Consider the following 20,222-nt stretch of genomic DNA (forward strand, 5'->3'; position numbering starts at 1 on the left):
GTCGATCCGGGCCGGGGCTTCCTGTTTTGAAAACGATTTCCAGTAGTGGTTTAATCTCCCTTATGCGTAATCATTTTCAATACAGTGTTGGTGTGGTGGCTGCGGTGGTGGCCGTAGGGGCGTCGATAAGCAGTTGCTCCACTGAGACCGCGGATAATGCGGAGATTGTCGCCACCACCGGTGTGTGGGCGGACGTGGCCTCGGCGGTCACGGGCAACGACGTGGACGCGATCATCACCGGTGACGCGGTGGACCCCCACCACTTCGAGCCGTCGGCGAAGGACCTCGCGCGTATCAAGGGCGCAAACACCGTCGTGGCCAACGGGGGCGCGTACGACGCGGCGCTCTACACCGCCGCCGAGCAGGACCGCATCGTCTACGCCATCCCGCTTCTCGACGCTGAAGAGGCCCACGACCACGACCATTCCCACGATGATCACGAGCACGGGGACCACGACCATCACCACCATGACATCGGCTCCCTCGACGACATCGAGCACGCCTGGTTCGCGCCCGCGAAGGTGCTGCAGGTCGCGGAGGATGTCGCGGAATGCACCGGCGGGGACGCGTCAGACGTCAAGCAGCGCATCGGCGAAATCCAATCCAAGCTCAACGCGGTGCCGCACGTGCACATCGGCATGACTGAGACGATCGCGGCCGGCTTGGTGTGGGGCACGGAGCTGCACGACATCACGCCCGAGGAATACGTCAAGGCCAGCCTGAACCACCAGGAGCCGTCCGCATCTGCAGTGGCGGCGTTCCTGGAGCAGATCGAGCGCGGCGAGCTGGACATGCTGTTTGCCAACCCGCAGAGCACCAACAGCGCCACCCAGCGGTTGGCGGATGCGGCGAAGGCGCATAATGTTCCCGTTGTTGAAATTCGGGAGACGCCCCCGGCCGGCCAGAACTTCCTGGACTACTTCGAGGAGATCGTGGGGCAGATCACCGACATCGCAGCCCACGCCGAGCCGACCGACCACCACCACTAGGAATTGCCAATTTGATCGCTGAGCTTCGCAGCGCCGCCGTCGAACCACTCTGGCGCGACCTCACCCTCACCGTCGAGCCCGGCGAATTCATCGCGGTGCTCGGCCCAAACGGCGTGGGCAAATCCACCCTGCTGGGCACGCTGATGGGCACGCGCAAGCTCACTACCGGCACGGCCGCGGTCCACGGGCAGGTCGGTTTTATCCCGCAGCAGCACATGTTCCCGAAGGACTTGCCGGTGCGCGGGCGCGACCTTGTTGCGTTGGCGATGGGAAAGCGGGCGAGACCGGAGGACGTCGATAGGCAATTGGCTTCTGTGGGGGCGCAATCCTTTTCCGAGCGGCGCGTGGGGGTACTCTCCGGCGGCCAGCAACAGCTGATCCGCCAGGCGCAGGCATTCTCGCAGAACCCAGAGCTTTTGCTTTGCGACGAGCCCCTGCTCTCCCTCGACCCCGCCCGCGCACGCGACACCGTGCAACGCCTCGCCGAGCACCCCGCGGCCGTGGTGTGCGTGACGCACTCGATCAACCCGGTGATGGGCGTTGTGGACCGAGTACTCTACCTCGGCCCGGAAGGCCACGTGGTGGGCAGCGTTGCCGAAGTTATGCGCTCCGAGGTGCTCAGCGAGCTCTACGGCACCCGCGTGGGCGTCGTGGAGGTTGACGGACGGATGGTGGTCCTGTGAGTGCGTTTTTAGCAGACACTTCGTATCTACTCAGCCAGGACTTCGTGCAGACGACGCTTGTGGCGTGCGCGCTTCTGGGAGTGTTGTCCGGGGTGATGGCACCGCTGATCGTGCTGCGCCAGATGTCGTTTTCGGTGCACGCGACCTCGGAGCTCGCGCTCATGGGTGCCTCCGCGGCGCTGCTGTTCGGGCTCAACGTCGGTTTCGGCGCCGTGGCGGGTGCGGTGGTCGCTGCCCTGGTGCTGGCGGCGCTGGGGCTGAAGGGCCAGCAGGATTCCGCGGTAGGTGTAGCCATGAGCTTCGGCATGGCCTTGTCCGTGCTGTTCATCCACCTGTATCCAGGAAACTCGAACCGGGCGCTAGCGCTGCTGACTGGCCAGATTGTTGGCGTGTCGGCGCAAAACGTGATGCTGCTGGCAGGCACAACGGTGCTGGTTGCCGTCGCCTTGCTGGTCCTGTGGCGGCCGCTGCTGTTCTCCTCCGCGGACCCCGTGATGGCCGCCGCGTGCGGCGTTCCCGTGCGCACGATGGCACTGGTGTTCGCGGTACTCGTGGGCATCGCGTCGGCCCAGTCCGTGCAGATCGTCGGCGCGTTGCTAGTGATGTCGCTGCTGATCACCCCGGGGGCGTCAGCCGCTCAGGTGACGGCGAACCCGAAGCTTGCGGTGGTGCTGTCCATCGTGTTCGCGGAAGTCGCGGCCGTAGGCGGGATGGTGCTTTCGCTCGCCCCAGGTATGCCGGTGAGCGTGTTTGTGGCCTTTATCTCGTTCGGGATCTACCTGGTGTGCCGAGTGATCGGCCGGGTACGCGGCTAGCGGTACTCCCGGTAGTCCGCCGGTGTCGCGCCCTTGTCTACCGCTGCCGCGGCGGCTGCGAGGAAGTCGCGGCGCACCTTCTTCTGCCCCAGCTCGCGCCCGGAGACCGACAAACGGATCGTGTTGCCCTTCTCCGCGCCGCGCTCGGCGGCCTTGATCACGTTGCGGCGCCACCACTTCGCCGCACCATAGCCCTCACCCACCGACAGGTTGCGGGCCTGGGAAAACTCCCCCCGCTTGATGCGGTAGATGCCCTTGGTGGAGGCAGCGACGGTAAAGCCGAACTCGTCGAGCACCTTCAACGTGCCGTCTGACATGCGCCAGCGCGGCGGCGCGAACATATCCAAGTCGAAACCGAGCGCCGACATCTGACGCGTGGCGCCTTTGAGACGAAGCCTCGCCTCGTGCTCGCCCAAACTGGCAAACTCGCTGCGCCTTCCCTGCACCGGCTGGTCGAAGCCGTTGAGCATGAGCGCGCGGGTGCCGAGCTGCTCGGCGAGCCAGGCGCGGGTGCCGTCGTCCTTGGCAAGGTGCCACTTTTTGTCAATGTGGGGCGCAACCAGCAGTGAAACGGGCATCCCCTCGCGGTCCAGGTCGCGCACCATGCTGGTGACATCCTCCAACGTCGTGTCGAAGATGGAAGAAATGGAGACAAGCACGCGCCCAGGCATAGGGGAGATTATCGCACATCAAAACACTCTGCGCCGGGTGAAGTTTTTCGACACCATTCGAACGGGTGTTCTATATCGGCAGGGTCGTGTCGTAGGGGGTCCTACTATGCGTAGTCAAGTGGAATGAAAGGAGGTGCTCCAGATGAGCGCAGTGCTCGACCAAGCAGTCAACCAAATCGTCGCCGGGCTGCGGTCGCTTGCCAACGTAATGCGCGACCCCGACACTCTCCACCTCGTCTCCACCCACGTGGCCATGGAGCGCCTCCACGCCTGCCTGCCGCTGTTGTCCAACGCGGACGCGGCGTTCGCGTTCCTCTGCGACCGGGACGGCGCGGGCGCCCTTGTCGGCGCGAACCACGCGGTGGAGTATCTGACCCGGAGCTTGGGCTTGTCTCGTCGAGAAGCGTTTGCGCTCCTGGAGCAGGGCAGGAAGCTCTACGGCGAACCCGAGGTGCCTGAGCCGGAAGTGAGCGACGACGAAGAAGACCGCGAGCGCAAAGAGCAGGAGGCACAAGCGCGACGCAAGAAGGCGCGCGAGGCACAGGAGCGAGCGCGCCGTGCAGCCGAAAAAGCCAACGCAGAGAAGAAGCGCATTATCACTGACGCGCTCAAAGACCTCAACGCGCACGCAGACCCCGGCTACGAAGAAATCCTCGCCGAAGCGATGGAGGCGGCCGAATCCCACACCGCCGAAGAGCTGCGGAAGTTCGTCCGCGACCTGGTCAAGCGCGCCAACAAGCGCGGGCGCGACTACGACGGAAAGAAGGACCCCCTCGCCGCGTGGAAGAAGCGCGGCATCTGGCTCGGGGAACCGGACGCAGACGGTGGCTCGTATTTCAACGGCTACCTCGACGCAGCATCACGGGCGAAGCTGGAGGCATGCCTCGCCGCCGGCGACCACATGGGATCCAACATGGAAGGCGAGGACGCCGCGAAGCGGGACAGCCGCCGCAAGCACCAGCGCCGCTTGGACCAACTTATGAGCGTGCTCGATCGTTACTGCGACGCCGCCGCAAAATCCCGCGGAGGGGTGGGCACCGTGGTAGTCACGCTCACCCTTGAGGACCTCATGGGTGCGGATGCCTTCACCGAGTTCACGACCAACACTTCGGTGTCAGTCACTCCGCTCGATATTGTCCGCCTGGGCCTTGCAGGAGATAGCTTCATCCTCCAACTCGACTCCGCCACCGGTGTCCCGCTCTCTCTCGGACGCACCCGACTGGCCTCCGTGGAGCAAAAACTCGTGCTGCTGGCGATGCAGAGCGTGTGCGCATGGAACGGCTGCACCAAGCCGGGCGTCGAACTCGAGGCCCACCACCTGGACTCCTACCTCAGCGGCGGGCTGACCAGCATCGACAACCTGGTCCTACTGTGCCGCGAGCACCACATGTGCAACAACGACAACAAAGACGGCGCCGGCAACAAGGGCCACTTCGGCCGCGACCCCGACACCGGCGACGTGCACTACCACCCCGCCAACGGCGACCCACCCAGGCACACCAGCACCTACCAGTACCGCAATTCACCTGGTCAGAGACTCACGAAGAAAGTGAGGGCGCGGCACGGCGGCAACCCAAAACGCCCGCCGGACCCTGCCTTATTCGAACCGGACGGTTAAACCGCCCCGGCTTTCACCAGCGTCCACGCGTACTCGAACGCGGTCTGCTTCCACTTTGCGTAACGGCCGGACACACCACCGTGGCCTGCGGACATCTCCGTCTTCAGCAGGATCTCGCCTGCGGTGCCCACCTCACGCAGCTTGGCCACCCACTTCGCGGGCTCGACGTAGAGCACGCGGGTGTCGTTCAAGCTTGTCACCGCAAGAATGTCCGGGTAGTCCTGCGCGACGATGTTCTCGTACGGGGCGTACCTCGCCATGTAGTCGTACACCTCGGGATCGTGGAACGGGTCGCCCCACTCCTCCCACTCGCCCACCGTCAGCGGCAGCTCCGGCTTCAGAATGGAGGTCAGCGGGTCCACGAACGGCACGATCGCGAGAATGCCGGCGAACTTCTCTGGCGCCATGTTCGCCACCGCGCCCATGAGTAGGCCGCCTGCGGAGCCACCCTCGGCTACCAGCTGCTCGTGGGTGGTCAGGCCCAGCTCCACGACGCGGTCCGCACACGCGATGAAGTCCGTGAACGTGTTTGCCTTGTGCAGCATCTTGCCGTTGTCGTACCACGCGCGGCCCATCTCGCCGCCGCCGCGCACGTGGGCGCACACCCACACCATGCCGCGGTCGAGCAGACTCAGCCGCGCCACCGAAAACCCGGGGTCCGTGGATGCCTCATACGAGCCGTAGCCGTACAGCAGCGTAGGCGCGGGGCCTTCGACGCCCTTGCGGCGCACCACCGAAATCGGCACCTGCTCCCCGTCCGCGGCGGTTGCCCACTCGCGGTAAGCCTCGTACTCGTCCGGGTTGTAACCGCCCTCGATCTCTTTTTCCTTCAGCAGGGTCAGCTCTCCGGTCGCGACCGTGTAATCCAACACCTGCGAGGGCTGGGTGTACGAGGAGTAGCCAATGCGCACCACCGGGGCGTCCCACTCCGGGTTGCCGCCGAGGCCCACGGTGTAGAGCTCTTCGGAGAACTCCAACTCCTTGAACTCGCCGAAGCCGCCGTCGAGCGTTGCCACGGCCAGCCGCGGGATCCCGCCGCGCCTGTAGGCCATGAACAAAAAGTCGCGGTAAGTGTCGATCGCTTCGATGCGCACGGTCTCGGAGTGCTCCACCAGCACGGGCAGCTCCCGCAGGGGCGCCACGGCGCCGACAGGTGTCGTCGCGACGCAGAAGTTCGCCCCGTGAGCGTTGTGCGTGACCACCCACTGCTCTTTACCGTCGACGACGCAGAAGTCCGGGTGGTACTCGATGCCCGCTTCGCGCTCCCACAGCACCTCAAACTCGCCGGTAGGGTCAGTCAGGTCGAGCACGCGGTACTCGGAGGTCAACGACGATGACGCGATGATCATGAGGAAGCGTTCCGCGCGGTCCGCGCCCACGCCGACGCCGAACTTCTCGTCGGTTTCCTCGTACACCAGCATGTCTTCGGCAGCGGGTGTGCCCAGCTTGTGGCGCCAGATCTGGTGGGGGCGCCAGGCGTCGTCGCAGCGGACGTAGAACAGATAGTCTTCGCCCGCCCAGGTCGCGCCGTAGAAGAGACCCTGAAGTTCGTCGTCGAGCAGTTCGCCGGTGTCCAGGTTTTTGAACCGCATGGTGAAGCGCTCGTCGCCTTCGGTGTCGAAGGAGTACGCGAGCAGGCGCCCGGATGTGGACACGGACGATGCCCCGAGTGCGAAGAACTCGTGCCCGGCGGCGAGCTCGTTGACGTCGAGAAGCACCTGCTCCCCCGGCATGTCCTCGGTGACCTCAGGCGGGGTCCACGGGTCATCGCCGGTCGGGACGCGGCACGAGATGCCGTAGTCCTTGCCCTCGATGGTGCGGCCGTAGTACCACCAGTCGCCCTGGCGCTGCGGCACGGACATATCGGTCTCTTTGATGCGGGATTTGATCTCGCCGTAGACGTCGTCCACCAGCCCAGACCAGGCGGACGTTTTCTCCTCCGTATAGGCGTTTTCGGCCTCGAGGTGTGCGATGACCTCGGGGTTGTCCTTGTCGCGCAGCCACTCGTAGTTGTCCACGAACTCGCGGCCGTGAAACTTGCGGACAATCGGGCGCATCGAAGCTACGGGTGGGATCATGCGTGCTCCCCCGGCCATTCGGAGAAGCGGCGGCCAGAAAGGCGCTCGTACGCCTCGATGTAGCGGTCGCGGGTGGCCTCCACGACGGAGCCGGGCAGCTCCGGCGGCGTGGTGCCTTCCTCCTGGTCCCAGCCGGACTTCGGGCCGGTGAGCCAGTTACGCACGTATTGCTTGTCAAAGCTGGGCTGGCTGCGTCCTTCTTCGTAGTTGTCGGCGGGCCAGTAGCGGGAAGAATCGGGCGTGAGCACTTCGTCGGCGAGCACGAGCTCGCCGTTTTCGTCCAGACCGAACTCGAGCTTGGTGTCGGCGAGGATGATGCCCTTGGTCTCCGCGTAGTCGGCGGCACGGCGGTATACCTCGAGCGTGGCATCCCGCAGGCGCGTAGCAAGGTCCGCGCCGAGTTTTCCTGCCATGTGCTCGAAGGTGACGTTGATGTCGTGGTCGCCCTGCTCAGCCTTGGTGGCGGGGGTGAAAATCGGCTCGTCCAGCTTGGACGCCTCGGTCAGCCCCTCGGGCAGCTTCACGCCGCAAACACGGCCGGTGGCGTCGTATTCCTTCTTGCCGGAGCCGGTGAGGTAGCCGCGGGCCACACATTCGAACGGCACCATGTCCAGCTTCTTCACCACCATGGCGCGGCCGAGGACGTCTTCGGGGATACGTTCGTCGTCGATCGGGCCGGCCAGGTGGTTCGGCACGTCGGAAAGCAGGTCGAAGAAGAACATGGAGGTAGCGGTGAGGATCCGCCCCTTGTCCGGGATCGCCGGTTCGAGGGAGAAGTCGAAGGCGGAGATGCGGTCTGTCGCGACCATGAGCAGGGTCTGCTCATCCACCTCGTAGATCTCGCGAACCTTGCCGCCGGAGATGTGTGAGTAATCTGAAAGCTCTGGACGCATGCGCGCTAGTATATGCGCCGTGAAAAACCGCGCTACCGTTGTCCTCCTCCCGCTTATCCTCGCAGCGTGCACCGCACCTTCGGAGTTCAGCGGAGAGATGCCGGATTTCTATCCTTCGCGCGATGGCGCCACATTCCGTTTCGGCCAGACCGGCAAAATCCTCACCGAGGATGTTCGTTACCACGTGCCGGTGCAGTGGGAGGTCACGGTGGACGAGCCGACCACCACCCGCGCGCCCCGCAGCGCCGAGCACGCCCGCTCCATCGTGTGCTTCCCCGTCAGCTTCACGCCGGTTGCCATCGGCGAGTTTCCCATGGATGTCACGGTTGCGTTGCCGGAGCTTTTGCCTATCGACGGCGACCTCGCCGCCAACGTGGCCGACCCCAGCTACTGCGGCGACTGGGACATCACCGGCTACACCGGCGAACTCGAAGCAAACGAAACCTACACCGGCTTCGTGGCCTCCTGGGAGGGCAGTGCCGACCCAGGAATCATCGGCCGGGGCGTCGAGCTCAAATCCCGCGACGCCACCCTGACCTGGCAGTAAGCGCTACAGGATGTCGCCCGGGGTGTAGGCGGCGGCCTGCGGATGCGCGTCGACAAGCTTTTGCACCCTCGCGAGCACCCGGTCAACCTGGGACTCGGCCGCGCCGATGAAGGCGTGCTTGTCCTCCAACGCCGCGTCCAGCTGAGCCTGATCCAACGGCAGGCGCTCGTCGGTGGCCAAACGCTCCACCAAGTTCTGCTCCGCGCCGCGCTCGCGCATGTCCAGCGCCATGGCGACCGCGTTTTCCTTGATCACCTCGTGCGCCGTCTCGCGCCCGACGCCTGCGCGAACGCTTGCCATGAGGATGCGGGTGGTGGCCAAAAACGGCAGGTAGCGGTCCAGCTCACGGTTGATCATGGCCGGGAACGCCCCGAACTCGTCGAGCACGGTGAGCATGGTCTCCAGCTGGCCGTCGATGGCAAAGAACGCGTCCGGCAGTGCGACGCGGCGCACCACGGAGCAGAACACGTCGCCTTCGTTCCACTGCTGCCCGGCGAGGTCCCCCACCATGGTGAGGTAGCCACGCAGGATGACCTGGAAGCCGCCGACGCGCTCGCAGGAACGCGCGTTCATCTTGTGCGGCATGGCGGATGAACCGACCTGGCCTTCCTTGAAGCCTTCGGTGACGGTTTCGTTGCCGGCCATGAGGCGGATCGTGGTGGCCAGCGAGGACGGTCCCGCACCCAGCTGCACCAGCGAGGACACGACGTCGAAGTCGAGGGAGCGCGGGTAAACCTGCCCCACCGAATCAAACACGCGGTCAAAGCCGAGACCTTCTGCGATGCCCTGCTCGAGGCGGGAAAGCTTGTCCTCGTCGCCCCCCATGAGGTCCAGCATGTCCTGCGCGGTACCCATCGGCCCCTTGATGCCGCGGAGGGGATACCGAGACAACAGCTCCTCGACGCGCTCCACCGCGACCAGGATTTCATCGGCTGCCGACGCGAAACGCTTGCCCAGGGTGGTCGCCTGCGCCGCCACATTGTGGGAGCGGCCGGCCATGACCAGGGACTTGTACTCGCCGGCACGGTTGCCGACGGCTTTGAGCAGCGCGATCGCCTTGTCGCGGGTGAGCTCGAGCGCGCGGCGCACCTGCAGCTGCTCCACGTTTTCGGTCAGGTCGCGCGAGGTCATGCCCTTGTGGATTTCTTCGTGGCCAGCCAGCGCGTTGAACTCCTCGATGCGCGCCTTCACGTCGTGGCGGGTGACCCGCTCGCGCTCTGCGATCGAGTCCAGGTCCACCTGGTCGATGACTTTCTCGTAGTCTTCGATCGCGCCCGGTTCGACGGAAACACCGAGCTCTTGCTGCGCTTTTAGCACCGCGATCCAGAGCTGGCGCTCCAGGATGATCTTGTGCTCCGGGGCCCACAGGGTGGCCATCTCCGGGGAGGCGTAACGGTTACTTAGAACATTCGCGTTATTCGGCTTCACGGCATTCATCATAGGGAGATGGCACCCTCAATCGCGGGGCGGGCGATGTCCTTGCGGTAGAACGCCCCGGGAAGTTCGATACCTTCGATGATCTGGTACGCCTGCGCAACGGCGTCCTCGAGCGTCGCGCCTTGGCCCACCACGCCAAGCACGCGGCCGCCTGCCGCGACGTACTCACCGTTTTCTTCCTTGGTGCCGGCGTGCAGCACCCGCGAGGGATCGTTCAACGCTTCGCCGCTCACAACACCACCGGTCTTGGCAGCCTGCGGGTAGCCCTCGGCCGCCAGCACCACCATTGCGGCGAACCCGTCGCGCCACTGCAGTTCCCCGACCTCGTCCAAGCGCCCCTGGGCCACTGCGAGGAGCACGTCCGCCAGCGGGGTCTGCAAAAGCGACAGCACCGCCTGGGTCTCCGGGTCGCCGAAACGGGCGTTGAACTCCACCACTGCCGGGCCCTGCGGACCCCAAGCGGCGCCGATGTACAAAAGGCCCTGGTACGGGGTCCCGCGGCGCACCATTTCTTCCGCCACCGGGCGCGCGATGGTGTCCACGATTGTCTGCACGCCATCCTCCGGCAGCCACGGCAGCGGCGCGTACGCACCCATGCCACCGGTGTTGGGGCCCTCGTCGTTGTCGTAGGCGCGCTTGTGGTCCTGCGCGGGCAGCAACGGCACCACCGTCTCGCCGTCCACGAGGCAGAATAGCGAGACCTCGGGGCCTTCCAGGAAGGATTCGAACAGTACCGGGTTGCCGGTCGCCAGCACCGCTTCCGCGTGCGCTTTCGCCTCGGCGCGGTCCTCGGTGACCACCACGCCTTTGCCGCCTGCCAGGCCGTCGTCCTTGACCACGTAGCGCGGGCCGTACTCGTCCAGCGCGGCCTCAACGTCCGACGTCGTCTCGACGCGGGTCGCCGACGCGGTGAGCACCCCCGCCGCGGCCATGACGTCCTTGGCAAAGGCCTTGGACCCCTCGAGCTGCGCCGCGGCCTTCGTCGGGCCGAACACCGGCACGCCGGCTTCGATCAGCGCGTCGGCCGCGCCCGCAACCAGGGGCACCTCCGGGCCGATCACCACAAGCTCCGCGTCGATGTCGCGGGCCAGCGCCACAATCTCGTCCGGGGAGGCGACGTCGACGGACCGTACCGTCGCTAAGCGGGACATGCCCGCGTTACCCGGTGCGACGGTAAGTTCGTGGCCGTGCATTGCGTTGAGTAGGGCGTGTTCGCGGCCGCCCGAACCGATGACAAGGATGCGCATGCGCCCCAATTTACCGGTAGCGTCGATAAGCATGAGCACCGTATTCAGCAAGATCATCGCCGGCGAGATCCCGGGCCGCATCGTGTACCAGGACGACACCGTCGCAGCCTTCCTCACAATCGAACCCGTCGCCTACGGCCACACGCTGGTCGTGCCGGTGGAAGAGATCGACAAGTGGACCGACATCCCAGCGGAGCTGTGGTCGCACATGAACGAGGTCGCCCAAAACATTGGCGCGGTCATCGTGGAGAAGTTCAACGCAGAGCGCGCCGGCTACCTCATCGCCGGCTTCGAGGTGCCGCACGCCCACATCCACGTGTTCCCCGCCAACGACATGTCGGGCTACACGCTGTCTACCGCGATGCGCCACGATGAAACCGACGCGGAGAAGATGGACGCCGCCGCGGACACCATCAGAGAAGCTCTTAGAGCGCAGGAAGCGAAATAGTAAACGTCGAGCCCTCCCCCGGCGCGGTGGTCACTTTCACGGTGCCGTGGTGCGCCTCAATGAGGGACTTGGTGATGGCCAGGCCCAGCCCCGAACCGCCGGTGGCGCGGTTGCGGGAGGTGTCGGCGCGGTAGAAGCGCTCGAAGATGTGCTCCGCGTCCTTGGCCTCCATGCCGCGGCCGTTGTCGGCGACGTCGATGACAACGCGGTCGAGGTTCTTGCGGATAGTCACGGTGACTTCCGCGTCCGGGCCGGCGTGCTTGTAGGCGTTGGTGATCAGGTTCACCAGCACCTGGTGCAGGCGGTCGGGATCGCCGTTGACCTGGGCGACATCCGGGGTGTCCGTGACGACTTCCACGGTGCGGTCCGGGAAAGCGGCATCGACGGTGCTCTTCGCGGACAGCACCCACTCCAGCACGTCCATCGGTTTCTTCTCTAGGCGCGCGCCCTCGGCGCGGGTGAGCGCCAGCAGGTCCTCCACCAAAAGCTGCATGCGGGCGGACTCTTCGTCGATTTTGCCCAGGACCATGTCCGGGTCGTTCGCCATCCCCTTCCGGTACAGCTCCGTGTACCCTCGCACGCTGGTTAGAGGTGTGCGCAGCTCGTGCGAGGCGTCCCCGACAAAGCGGCGCATCTGTTCCTCTTGGGTGCGGGCGTTATCCAGGGAGTCCTGCAACTTCGACACCATGGTGTTCATGGCGAAGGACAAACTGCCCACTTCAGTCTCACGCGGCCAGGCGGGCACACGGCTGTCCGTCTCGCCGTTCGCAATAGCCAACGCCGTGTTCTCCACGATCTTCAGCGGCGCGAGCGCACGGGCCACCATGTAGTTCGCGGCCACGCCGATGCCGAACAGCGCCAGCACACCGACCCCGGCTTCCACCCAGGCGAGCGCGCGAAGCATCTTCGCCTCGGTTTCCAGCGACTTAGCCACGTACTGCACAGTGCCGTCGGACTGCTGGTGCGCCATCGCCCGCCACTTCACACCTTGGACTTTGTCGTCGACGGAGGGAATGGTGGTGGGGTGGTCGAGGCGCTCCACCTTTGAGTAGTCCGGCGGGTTCACCGATCCCCTGCGCGGCACCAGCTGGTCGTGACCGGGGTACAGGGTGGCTTGGTTGAACTCGCTGGGCAGGCTGAGGATGTTGAACTGCCAGGCGGGTGTTTGCTGCGCCCACGTTGCCATGCCTTCGCGCAGTTGGTCGTCTGCGCGGTCGACCAGAAAGTAGCGCATGACAAAGTAGATCAGCACCGAGCTCAGCGCGATGCCGATCGTCGATGCGGCCATCACCACCGCGACAAGCTGCCGCTTGAGCGGCTTTTTCGACGGCGCCGTTAACACCGAATAGGACATTGCACTACTGACGCGGGGTGCGCAGCACGTAGCCGACACCGCGGACGGTGTGGATCAGCTGCACGTCGCCGGTGTCGACCTTGCGGCGCAGATACGAGATGTAGGACTCGACCACGTTGCCGTCGCCGCCGAAGTCGTAGTGCCACACGTTGTCCAGGATCTTCGCCTTGGACACCACCACCTCGGCGTTGAGCATAAGGTAGCGCAGCAGGTTGAACTCGGTGGGCGACAGTTCCACGATCTCGCCGGCCTTGGTCACCTCGTGGGTATCGTCGTTGAGCGTGAGATCCGCGTAGCGCAGGGTGCTGTCTTCGTTGGAATCTTCGCTGACGTTGCCGCGGCGCAGGATCACGCGCAGGCGCGTGATCACCTCTTCAAGAGAAAACGGCTTGGTCACGTAGTCGTCCGCGCCGATGGTGAGGCCGTGGATGCGGTCTTCCACTGCGTCCTTCGCGGTGAGGAAGAGCACCGGCGCGTCCAGGCCTTCGGCACGCAGCTTGCTTAGCAGCTCGAAGCCGTCCATCTCCGGCATCATCACGTCGAGGATGTAGGCGTCCGGCTTCCAAGAGTGGGCGAGCTCGATGGCTGCGGGACCGGAGTTTGCGGTCTCCACCTCGAACCCTTGGAACTTCAGGGAAACAGTTAACAGTTCCACGATGTTCGGCTCATCGTCGACGACGAGCACCTTCAGGTTCTGCGAGTTCTCTGCCATGACAATCACTTTCCGTTTCGTTGCAAAATTCTGCGTTGCAAATTCCGTATTGCTAACAAGATAGAGCGATTAAACCGCACAAGTCTGCACGTTTCCTGTACGTCCACTGAATAGCCCTAGCGGACTTCCCCCGAAATGTCTCCCCGCACGACAAGCCCCACAAAAGAATTGGAGCTGGAGACGGTGTCTGAAGTCACGACATATTTGACGGGGTGTGCCTGCGGAAGGCGTTGTGATCCTTGACAGGTCAGTCGCGTCATTGTTGACACTTAGGGTTACTTCAGTCGTGTCGGTGATGTTTGACTGGTGAGTCGGGACATGTTTGACACTATGAACAGTCCTAACCGCAACATCGCCATCGTCAGAGCCGTCAGAGATCAAGGCGGCACACCCACCAGCGTCGCCAAACGCTTCGGCATCTCACGGCAACGCGTCCACCAGATCCTCAACGCCTACGACGCAGGCGGCGCCGAAGCAATCGCACCGAAATCACGCGCCCCTCACACCCACCCGCACGCCGTGCCGGAAGCACTACGCAACGACATCATCACCGCCCGCGACTACCAAAAGGCCTACTGGAAACACGGCGACCCACCACTGCCCCCCCCCCGAATGAACAAAACCGGCACCCCAGAACAAAAACAACTGGGATGCCGGTCCGTCCAGCATGTCGCGACTCATGCGTCAAGCATGACGCGACTCATGACATTGGAGCTGGAGACGGGACTTGAACCCGCAACCTACGGTTTACAAGACCGTTGCGCTACCAATTGCGCCACTCCAGCAGTGCAGCAAGATCTTACACACGCCCCGCACCTGCGACATAACTGGCCAACGGATAGTGTGAACGTGTGGCAGAAGGTAGCTCATTGTGGGAGAGGATCTCCGGCTCGCGGCAGCGTGTGGCAACGATTGACGAGGCCCGCACGTCCCCGCCGCCGTCCGTCCTCGCGCCCATTAACCTGGCGGATCCCGCCGAGGTCGCGGCGGTGATGAACATCGCCGCGCGCATCGGGGAGATCCTCATTGCGAACGCGACGACGTCTGCGGATGCGGCGAAGCAGATCCACACGGTGTGTTCCTCCTATGGCCTGCACTACGTGCACGTGTCGATCACCGTGAACACGATCACGCTCAACACGATCATCGGCGTGAATCAGCGCACCCCGGTGAACGTCTTCCGCGTGGTCACGATGATCAGCGAGAACTACCACAAACTGCAGGAAGTGGACCGCCTGATCCGCTCGATCCGTTCCGGCGCGACCCCGCCGGAAATGGCGGAGCGGATCCTCAATGACATCGACACCTCGCCGATCCCCCACCGCAACACCCGCAACCTCGCCGGCTGGACGGTGATGGGTTTCTTCGTGGCGATGCTGCTCGGCGGCGACCTACTGATGATGACCGTCGGCGGCCTGACCGCGTTTCTCATCATGGGCTTCAACAAGCTGCTTTCCCGCGGCGGCCTGCCTGCGTTTTTCCACAACGTCATCGGCGGCTTCCTCGCCACGGTGCCAGCGGCAATCACGTACGACTTCTCCGCGTCGATCGGCCGCACAATTGTGCCCAGCCAGCTGATTGCGACGGGCATCATCGTCCTTCTCGCGGGTCTGACGCTTGTGCAATCGCTTCTCGACGGCGTGACCGGCTCCCCCCTCAACGCTTCCGCACGCTTCTTCTCCGCCATGCTGAACACCGGCGGCATCGTGGCCGGCGTGGCCGGCGGCGTGGCGGTTTCAGAGATGGTGGGAATGCCCCTGCCGCCGATTGAGCTTCTCCCCGGCAGCGCCGCGTATTCGAATGCGCTGCTCACCGTGGTCGGCGGCGGCATGGCTGCAGCCGCTTTTGCCGTGTGCTGTTTCGCGGAGCGCGCCGCGATCATGCTTTCCATTGTCACCGCCGCGCTCGGCTCCGCCTGCTACTACATCCTCCTCGCGCCATTCGGCCTGGGCAGGCTGTCGGCGACCGCAGCCTGCGCCATTGTGGTGGGACTTGTCGGCGGCCTGGTTTCCCGCCGGTTTTTGATCAACCCGGTGATCACGGCCGTGGCGGGCGTGACCCCGTTTTTGCCCGGCTCGTGGATTTACCGCGGCATGTACGCGTTGATGAACGAGCAGATGCTGCTGGGCATGATGAATTTGTTCAACGCCATTGGCACCTGTATGGCCCTGGCCGCCGGTGTGGTTTTCGGCGAGTGGGTTGCGCGCCGCATCCGCCGGCCGCAACTGTATGTGCCGTACCAAGCGTTCAAGCGCGCCGGCCGCTTCACGTTCGAGCAGCTGCTCAGGGTGCGGCGACGCAGATAAGTTCATCGCGTAGGATGAAAGCCCTTGACGCCTGATGGAAGAAGGAGAACGTAGTGCCACCTAAGATCACCGATTCGCGCCCTACCGCCGAGGCGATGCACGCTGTTGAGGAGCAGACGGCTTCGGGTGCCCGTCGGATCGTGGCAACGTACGCCGAGGATTTCCTGGACGGCGTAACCCTGATGTCCATGTTGGGGGTTGCCCCGAAGGGCTTCGTGTACAAGCGCTACGTGGAGGACCTGGAGCAGGAGGCCGAGGAGGAAGCTCCGAAGAAGGCCACCAAAAAGAAGGCCACGAAGAAGAAGGCCACGAAGAAGAAGGCAAGCAAGAAGGCCACCAAGAAAAAGACCACGAAGAAGGCAAGCAAGAAGGCCACCAAAAAGTCGACGAAGAAGACTGCCAAGAAGGCATAAATGGGGGACAACGAGTTCGTCGTTGTGGCGAACCGCCTGCCGGTGGACAAGGTGGGAGACCACTACGAGGTCTCCCCGGGCGGCCTCGTCGCCGCCCTTGCCCCGGTTTTGCGCGCCCGGGAGGGCTGCTGGGTGGGTTGGCCCGGCACCATCGGGGAAACGCTTGAGCCGTTCGAGTTCGGTGGCATTTCGCTGTTGCCAGTCGGGCTCGACAAGGATGATTTTGAAGGCTTCTACGAGGGCTTTTCCAACTCCGCGCTGTGGCCGCTTTACCACGATCTGATTGTCCAGCCGGAGTACAACCAAGCTTGGTGGGACCGCTACGTCGCAGTCAACCGCAAGTTCGCGGAGGCGACCGCGAAAGCTGCGGCGAAAGACGCCACCGTGTGGGTGCAGGACTACCAACTGCAGCTCGTCCCGGGGATGCTCAAAGCACTCCGTCCCGACGTGACCATCGGCTTTTTCCTGCACATCCCCTTCCCCGCCCCGGCGTTGTTCCAGCAGTTGCCGTGGCGCGACGAGATTCTCGAGGGGCTGAAAGGCTGCGATCTGATCGGCTTTCAGCGCCACACGGACGAGGACAACTTCCGCCTGCTCACGGAGGAGATCCGCTCCGGCACTTTCCCCATTTCCATCGATTCGGGGGAGATCGCTGCCGCCACAAACGAGCAGGTCGAGGCGCTGCGAAGCGCCGTCGGCAGCCCGAAGCACCTCCTTCTTGGCGTGGACCGCCTGGATTACACGAAGGGCATCCTGCAGCGCCTGCTGGCCATCGAGTCGCTGCTGGAGGAGGGCAAGCTCTCCGACATCGCCTTTGTCCAGATCGCCACCCCGTCGCGTGAGCGCATCGAGCATTACCGCACCACCCGCAAGCAGGTCGAAGAGGCCATCGGCCGCATCAACGGCCGCTTCGGCGAGGTGGGCCGGCCTATCGTCCACTACGTTCACCGCAGCGTGCCGAAGGAGCACCTGGGCACCTTTTATGCCGCCGCGGACATCATGCTGGTCACCCCGTTCAAGGACGGTATGAATCTGGTGGCCAAGGAGTATGTGGCGGCCCACCCGGACGCGGACGGCGCGCTGGTGCTCTCCGAGTTCGCGGGTGCCGCCGTGGAGCTCGACCAGGCGTACCTGTGCAACCCGTTTGACCTGGAGTCCGTCAAGGAGGCGATCCTCGAGGCGACCGACCCGGACCCTGCGCGCATGCGCCACATGCATGATTGGGTGATGGAGCACGATGTGGCCGCGTGGGCGAAATCTTTCTTGGAGGAGCTGTGAAGCGCGCCGTAGCTATCGCGCCGTTGCTCGCCTTGGCCGCCTGCGCGCCCGCTCCCACGTGGCAGGTTGTCTCGCTGCGCACCAGCGAGGACCAGCCCGCCACTGAGGCGTCGATCGCGCGCGTGCGTATCGACGACCAAAGGTTCTCCGGCACCACCGGCTGCGCCGACGTGTCCGGCTCGTTCGAGGGCGAAGACACCATCACGCTGGAAAACATCGCACTCGGCGACCCGGGCGATTGCTCCGGCTGGGCCCGCCACACCCACGATCAACTGGAACATTTCCTCACCGATAACCGCACCTTCCAGGTGTCCCACCCCGCCGATTTTGAGATGATCCTCGTGGCCGACAGTGGCGAAACCCTGAGGCTGATGCGATGAGGCTCCTCGTTTGCCTGGATTTCGACGGCACGCTCGCAGAACTCAACCCGGACCCGTACGCGGTCCGCATTCACCCGGCCGCGGAGGCAGCCATCCGTCGATTGGCTGCGCTGCCCGACACCGAGGTGGCCATCCTCACCGGCCGCCACGTCGAGGGCATCAAGAAGGTCCTCCCGCAAAACCTACCCGTCACCCTGATCGGCTCCCACGGCGCGGAGCCGGGGCCAAAACTTGCAGGGGAAGACCGCGCCTACCTGGACAGCATCGAGGGTCAGCTCGACACCCTCGCCACCGACGGCGCCTACGTGGAGGTCAAGCCGTACCAGCGCGTCCTCCACGTGGCACAAGTTCACGACCGCGACGTCGCGGCAACCATCCTCGCCGCCGCGAACGCCATCGACACCCATGGCCGCCCGAAGACTCAGGGCCACAACGTGGTGGAGTTTTCTGCGGTGTCGATTACCAAAGGCACCTGGCTAAACGATTACAAGCAGGACTTCGACAGGACGATTTTCGCCGGCGACGACGACACCGACGAGCACGCCATGGCGGTGCTCGATGACACCGACCTCGGCATCAAAGTCGGCACAAAACCGTCGCGGGCCACCCGCCGGGTACCCGACGTCGACGCCATGGCACAATTGCTCACCCAACTCGCCGACGAAAGGGAAGCATGGAGCGCCACGCGCTAGTCCACCAGGGCCACGAGCGTCGCTGGATCGAGATCGAAGGCACGACCAACGCCCTCCTTCTGGTCCTGCACGGCTCGCTGCAGTCCGGCAACGTGCTGCGCAACTTCACCGACCGCACCTTCGAGGGCCTCGGTCCCACCGTGGTCTACCCGGACGGCATCAAGCACCACTTCAACGACCTGCGCGCGGGCTTCAACGAGGATGCGCGCCGCATGCGCATCGATGACGTCGGCTTCCTCACGAAACTCGTCGAACACTACAGCGCCGACACGGTGATCGGCTGCGGTTTCTCCAACGGCGGGCAGATGGTCATGCGCTTGCTTTTCGACGCCCCAGGGCTGCTCACCGGCGCCGCCACCTTCGGCGCGTCGATGCCAACCGCGGACAACACGCTGACCACCACCGACAACTACCAACCGACGAAGCTTCTGGCCGTCCAGGGCACAAAAGACAAGCTGGTGCCTTACAAAGGCGGCGTGGCCGGCATCGGCGGCAACAACCGGGGAGAAACCCGGTCCGCCCTCAACTCCGCCGAGTTCTTTGCGAACTTAAACGGCTGCACCGACCACGTAACGTCGACAAGCGAAAAGCTCCGCGTCGACGATTGGACCGGCGAGCACCCAGTCCGCCTCGTCTCCCTCGAGGGCGCCGGGCACATGGTGCCGGTGGACAAGGACCTCGACCCGCGGCTGGGCCACAACCCGAAGTCCCCTACCGGCGGGGAGCTTATCCGGCAGTTCTTCTTTGCCTAGCAAACTCGCTTAGCACCACGCCTGCCGCGACGGAGGCGTTGAGGGATTCCACCCAGTCCTCCATGGGCACGGACATGATCACGTCGCAGTTTTCGCGCACCAGGCGCGAGATGCCCTTGCCCTCGGAGCCGACGACGATGACCACGTTGTCGGTGGCCTGGTCGAAGGTGTCCAGAGTGTGCTCGCCGCCCGCATCGAGGCCGACCACGGTGTAGCCGTTGTCCTTGAACTGCTTGACGGTACGGGTCACGTTGGTCACGCGCGCCACAGGCAGCCGCGCCGCGGTGCCGGCCGATGTCCTCCAGGCCACGCCGGTGACCTGCGCCGAGCGGCGCTCCGGGATGATCACGCCGTTGCCGCCGAACGCCGCGGTCGAGCGGATCACCGCACCCAAATTTCGCGGGTCGGTGATGTTGTCCAGCACCACGAACATGCCGGGCCCGTCCACGGACTCGAGCAAATCGCCAAAGTCGGCGTACTTGTACGGCTGGATTTTCAGCCCGAGGCCTTGGTGCATGCCGTTGCCGGTCATCGCGTCGAGCTGCTGGCGGGGCACCTCGTGCACCGGGATGCCCTTGGAGTTGGCCATGCCGACCGCCTCGCTCAGCCGTTGGTCGTGGCCGGTACCAGCGACCACGTACAGCGCTTCCGCCGGCACCTTCGCCTTGAGGCATTCCACTACCGGGTTGCGGCCGACCACCATGTCGGCGACCTCTCGGTCGTGGCGCCCCTGTGCGCGGCGCTGCCGATCCAGCTTGCGCTTGTGGGCGGCGTGGTAGACACGGTCCTCCGCCTTCGGGGTCGCGCCCTTGCCGCGCAGGCCGCGGCGACGCTGCCCGCCGGAGCCCTTCGTGGGGCCCTTCTTGTTCTTCTTTTGCTTGTCAGGCCGCTCGTACGGTTTCGCCATGA

At 64.6% G+C, this 20,222-nt stretch carries 20 protein-coding genes, 1 tRNA gene and 1 pseudogene; 13 read left to right on the forward strand and 9 right to left on the reverse strand.

Features of this window, described 5'->3' with window-relative positions:
- The first annotated feature begins 62 nt into the window (after positions 1-62).
- From CAFEA_RS09305 to CAFEA_RS09315, 3 genes are read left to right on the forward strand one after another with little or no spacing between them, the layout of a single operon-like run.
- Entirely contained in the window at positions 63-989 is a 927-nt protein-coding gene (locus tag CAFEA_RS09305; RefSeq protein ID WP_063938872.1) for a metal ABC transporter solute-binding protein, Zn/Mn family, read from the forward strand.
- 11 nt (positions 990-1,000) lie between these two features.
- Positions 1,001-1,672, forward strand: coding sequence for a metal ABC transporter ATP-binding protein (locus CAFEA_RS09310; RefSeq protein WP_063938873.1), 672 nt, complete (start codon positions 1,001-1,003; stop codon positions 1,670-1,672).
- Complete coding sequence (locus CAFEA_RS09315; RefSeq protein WP_063938874.1) at positions 1,669-2,487, forward strand: metal ABC transporter permease; 819 nt, start codon at positions 1,669-1,671, stop codon at positions 2,485-2,487. The genes CAFEA_RS09310 and CAFEA_RS09315 overlap by 4 nt, the downstream gene beginning before the upstream one ends.
- On the opposite strand, the gene CAFEA_RS09320 is transcribed toward CAFEA_RS09315, so the two are convergent.
- The gene (locus tag CAFEA_RS09320) at positions 2,484-3,158 is read right to left on the reverse strand and encodes a DUF2334 domain-containing protein (protein ID WP_063938875.1); all 675 of its coding nucleotides are present in this window, start codon (positions 3,156-3,158) and stop codon (positions 2,484-2,486) included. The genes CAFEA_RS09315 and CAFEA_RS09320 overlap by 4 nt on opposite strands.
- 142 nt (positions 3,159-3,300) lie before the next feature.
- Here CAFEA_RS09320 and CAFEA_RS09325 point away from each other — a divergent pair, with 142 nt between their 5' ends.
- Complete coding sequence (locus CAFEA_RS09325) at positions 3,301-4,776, forward strand: DUF222 domain-containing protein (protein ID WP_063938876.1); 1,476 nt, start codon at positions 3,301-3,303, stop codon at positions 4,774-4,776.
- Here the strand turns inward: CAFEA_RS09325 and CAFEA_RS09330 are convergent.
- Both CAFEA_RS09330 and CAFEA_RS09335 read right to left on the reverse strand, forming a co-directional pair.
- The gene (locus tag CAFEA_RS09330; protein WP_143313381.1) at positions 4,773-6,854 is read right to left on the reverse strand and encodes a S9 family peptidase; all 2,082 of its coding nucleotides are present in this window, start codon (positions 6,852-6,854) and stop codon (positions 4,773-4,775) included. The genes CAFEA_RS09325 and CAFEA_RS09330 overlap by 4 nt on opposite strands.
- On the reverse strand, positions 6,851-7,747 hold the full coding sequence (locus tag CAFEA_RS09335) for a phosphoribosylaminoimidazolesuccinocarboxamide synthase (RefSeq protein WP_035000055.1): 897 nt from the start codon (positions 7,745-7,747) through the stop codon (positions 6,851-6,853). The genes CAFEA_RS09330 and CAFEA_RS09335 overlap by 4 nt, the downstream gene beginning before the upstream one ends.
- A gap of 19 nt (positions 7,748-7,766) precedes the next feature.
- On the opposite strand from CAFEA_RS09335, the gene CAFEA_RS09340 reads away from it, so the two are divergent.
- Positions 7,767-8,294: a hypothetical protein gene (locus CAFEA_RS09340; protein WP_076590078.1), complete on the forward strand. Its 528-nt coding sequence runs from the start codon at positions 7,767-7,769 to the stop codon at positions 8,292-8,294.
- Between the two features lie 3 nt (positions 8,295-8,297).
- On the opposite strand, the gene purB is transcribed toward CAFEA_RS09340, so the two are convergent.
- Together purB and purD are read right to left on the reverse strand one after the other, a co-directional pair.
- Entirely contained in the window at positions 8,298-9,731 is a 1,434-nt protein-coding gene (gene purB / locus CAFEA_RS09345) for an adenylosuccinate lyase (protein WP_253705044.1), read from the reverse strand.
- Entirely contained in the window at positions 9,731-10,978 is a 1,248-nt protein-coding gene (gene purD, locus CAFEA_RS09350) for a phosphoribosylamine--glycine ligase (RefSeq protein ID WP_063938965.1), read from the reverse strand. The genes purB and purD overlap by 1 nt, the downstream gene beginning before the upstream one ends.
- Before the next feature lie 31 nt (positions 10,979-11,009).
- On the opposite strand from purD, the gene CAFEA_RS09355 reads away from it, so the two are divergent.
- On the forward strand, positions 11,010-11,426 hold the full coding sequence (locus CAFEA_RS09355) for an HIT family protein (RefSeq protein WP_035000058.1): 417 nt from the start codon (positions 11,010-11,012) through the stop codon (positions 11,424-11,426).
- On the opposite strand, the gene CAFEA_RS09360 is transcribed toward CAFEA_RS09355, so the two are convergent.
- The gene (locus CAFEA_RS09360) at positions 11,404-12,780 is read right to left on the reverse strand and encodes a sensor histidine kinase (protein ID WP_051106508.1); all 1,377 of its coding nucleotides are present in this window, start codon (positions 12,778-12,780) and stop codon (positions 11,404-11,406) included. The two genes, CAFEA_RS09355 and CAFEA_RS09360, sit on opposite strands and share 23 nt — an antisense overlap.
- Positions 12,781-12,784: 4 nt before the next feature.
- Positions 12,785-13,492 (reverse strand): response regulator transcription factor, encoded by a 708-nt coding sequence (locus CAFEA_RS09365; protein ID WP_035000297.1) that lies wholly within the window; start codon positions 13,490-13,492, stop codon positions 12,785-12,787.
- A gap of 330 nt (positions 13,493-13,822) precedes the next feature.
- On the opposite strand from CAFEA_RS09365, the pseudogene CAFEA_RS09370 reads away from it, so the two are divergent.
- Positions 13,823-14,050, forward strand: a pseudogene (locus CAFEA_RS09370) (helix-turn-helix domain-containing protein); the annotation flags it as partial.
- A 151-nt stretch (positions 14,051-14,201) separates the two neighbouring features.
- Here CAFEA_RS09370 and CAFEA_RS09375 read toward each other — a convergent pair.
- Positions 14,202-14,277: transfer RNA gene (locus tag CAFEA_RS09375), tRNA-Thr, on the reverse strand.
- Positions 14,278-14,343: 66 nt separating this feature from the next.
- Between CAFEA_RS09375 and thrE the strand changes: the two genes are divergently transcribed.
- From thrE to CAFEA_RS09405, 6 genes are read left to right on the forward strand one after another with little or no spacing between them, the layout of a single operon-like run.
- A complete protein-coding gene (gene thrE, locus CAFEA_RS09380) occupies positions 14,344-15,798 on the forward strand; it encodes a threonine/serine exporter ThrE (RefSeq protein ID WP_063938881.1) in 1,455 nt (484 codons plus the stop codon).
- A gap of 53 nt (positions 15,799-15,851) precedes the next feature.
- Positions 15,852-16,211: a hypothetical protein gene (locus tag CAFEA_RS09385; protein ID WP_063938882.1), complete on the forward strand. Its 360-nt coding sequence runs from the start codon at positions 15,852-15,854 to the stop codon at positions 16,209-16,211.
- The gene (locus tag CAFEA_RS09390) at positions 16,212-17,489 is read left to right on the forward strand and encodes an alpha,alpha-trehalose-phosphate synthase (UDP-forming) (protein ID WP_063938883.1); all 1,278 of its coding nucleotides are present in this window, start codon (positions 16,212-16,214) and stop codon (positions 17,487-17,489) included.
- Positions 17,486-17,869 (forward strand): META domain-containing protein, encoded by a 384-nt coding sequence (locus CAFEA_RS09395; protein WP_063938884.1) that lies wholly within the window; start codon positions 17,486-17,488, stop codon positions 17,867-17,869. Before CAFEA_RS09390 ends, CAFEA_RS09395 begins: the two co-directional genes overlap by 4 nt.
- A complete protein-coding gene (locus CAFEA_RS09400; RefSeq protein ID WP_063938885.1) occupies positions 17,866-18,561 on the forward strand; it encodes a trehalose-phosphatase in 696 nt (231 codons plus the stop codon). The genes CAFEA_RS09395 and CAFEA_RS09400 overlap by 4 nt, the downstream gene beginning before the upstream one ends.
- On the forward strand, positions 18,543-19,313 hold the full coding sequence (locus tag CAFEA_RS09405) for a CE1 family esterase (protein WP_063938886.1): 771 nt from the start codon (positions 18,543-18,545) through the stop codon (positions 19,311-19,313). The genes CAFEA_RS09400 and CAFEA_RS09405 overlap by 19 nt, the downstream gene beginning before the upstream one ends.
- Here CAFEA_RS09405 and rlmB read toward each other — a convergent pair.
- A complete protein-coding gene (gene rlmB, locus CAFEA_RS09410) occupies positions 19,288-20,220 on the reverse strand; it encodes a 23S rRNA (guanosine(2251)-2'-O)-methyltransferase RlmB (RefSeq protein ID WP_063938887.1) in 933 nt (310 codons plus the stop codon). The genes CAFEA_RS09405 and rlmB overlap by 26 nt on opposite strands.
- Positions 20,221-20,222 lie beyond the last annotated feature (2 nt).

It is taken from the genome of Corynebacterium afermentans subsp. afermentans (assembly GCF_030408355.1).
In the GTDB taxonomy this organism is placed as follows: Bacteria; Actinomycetota; Actinomycetes; order Mycobacteriales; family Mycobacteriaceae; genus Corynebacterium; species Corynebacterium afermentans.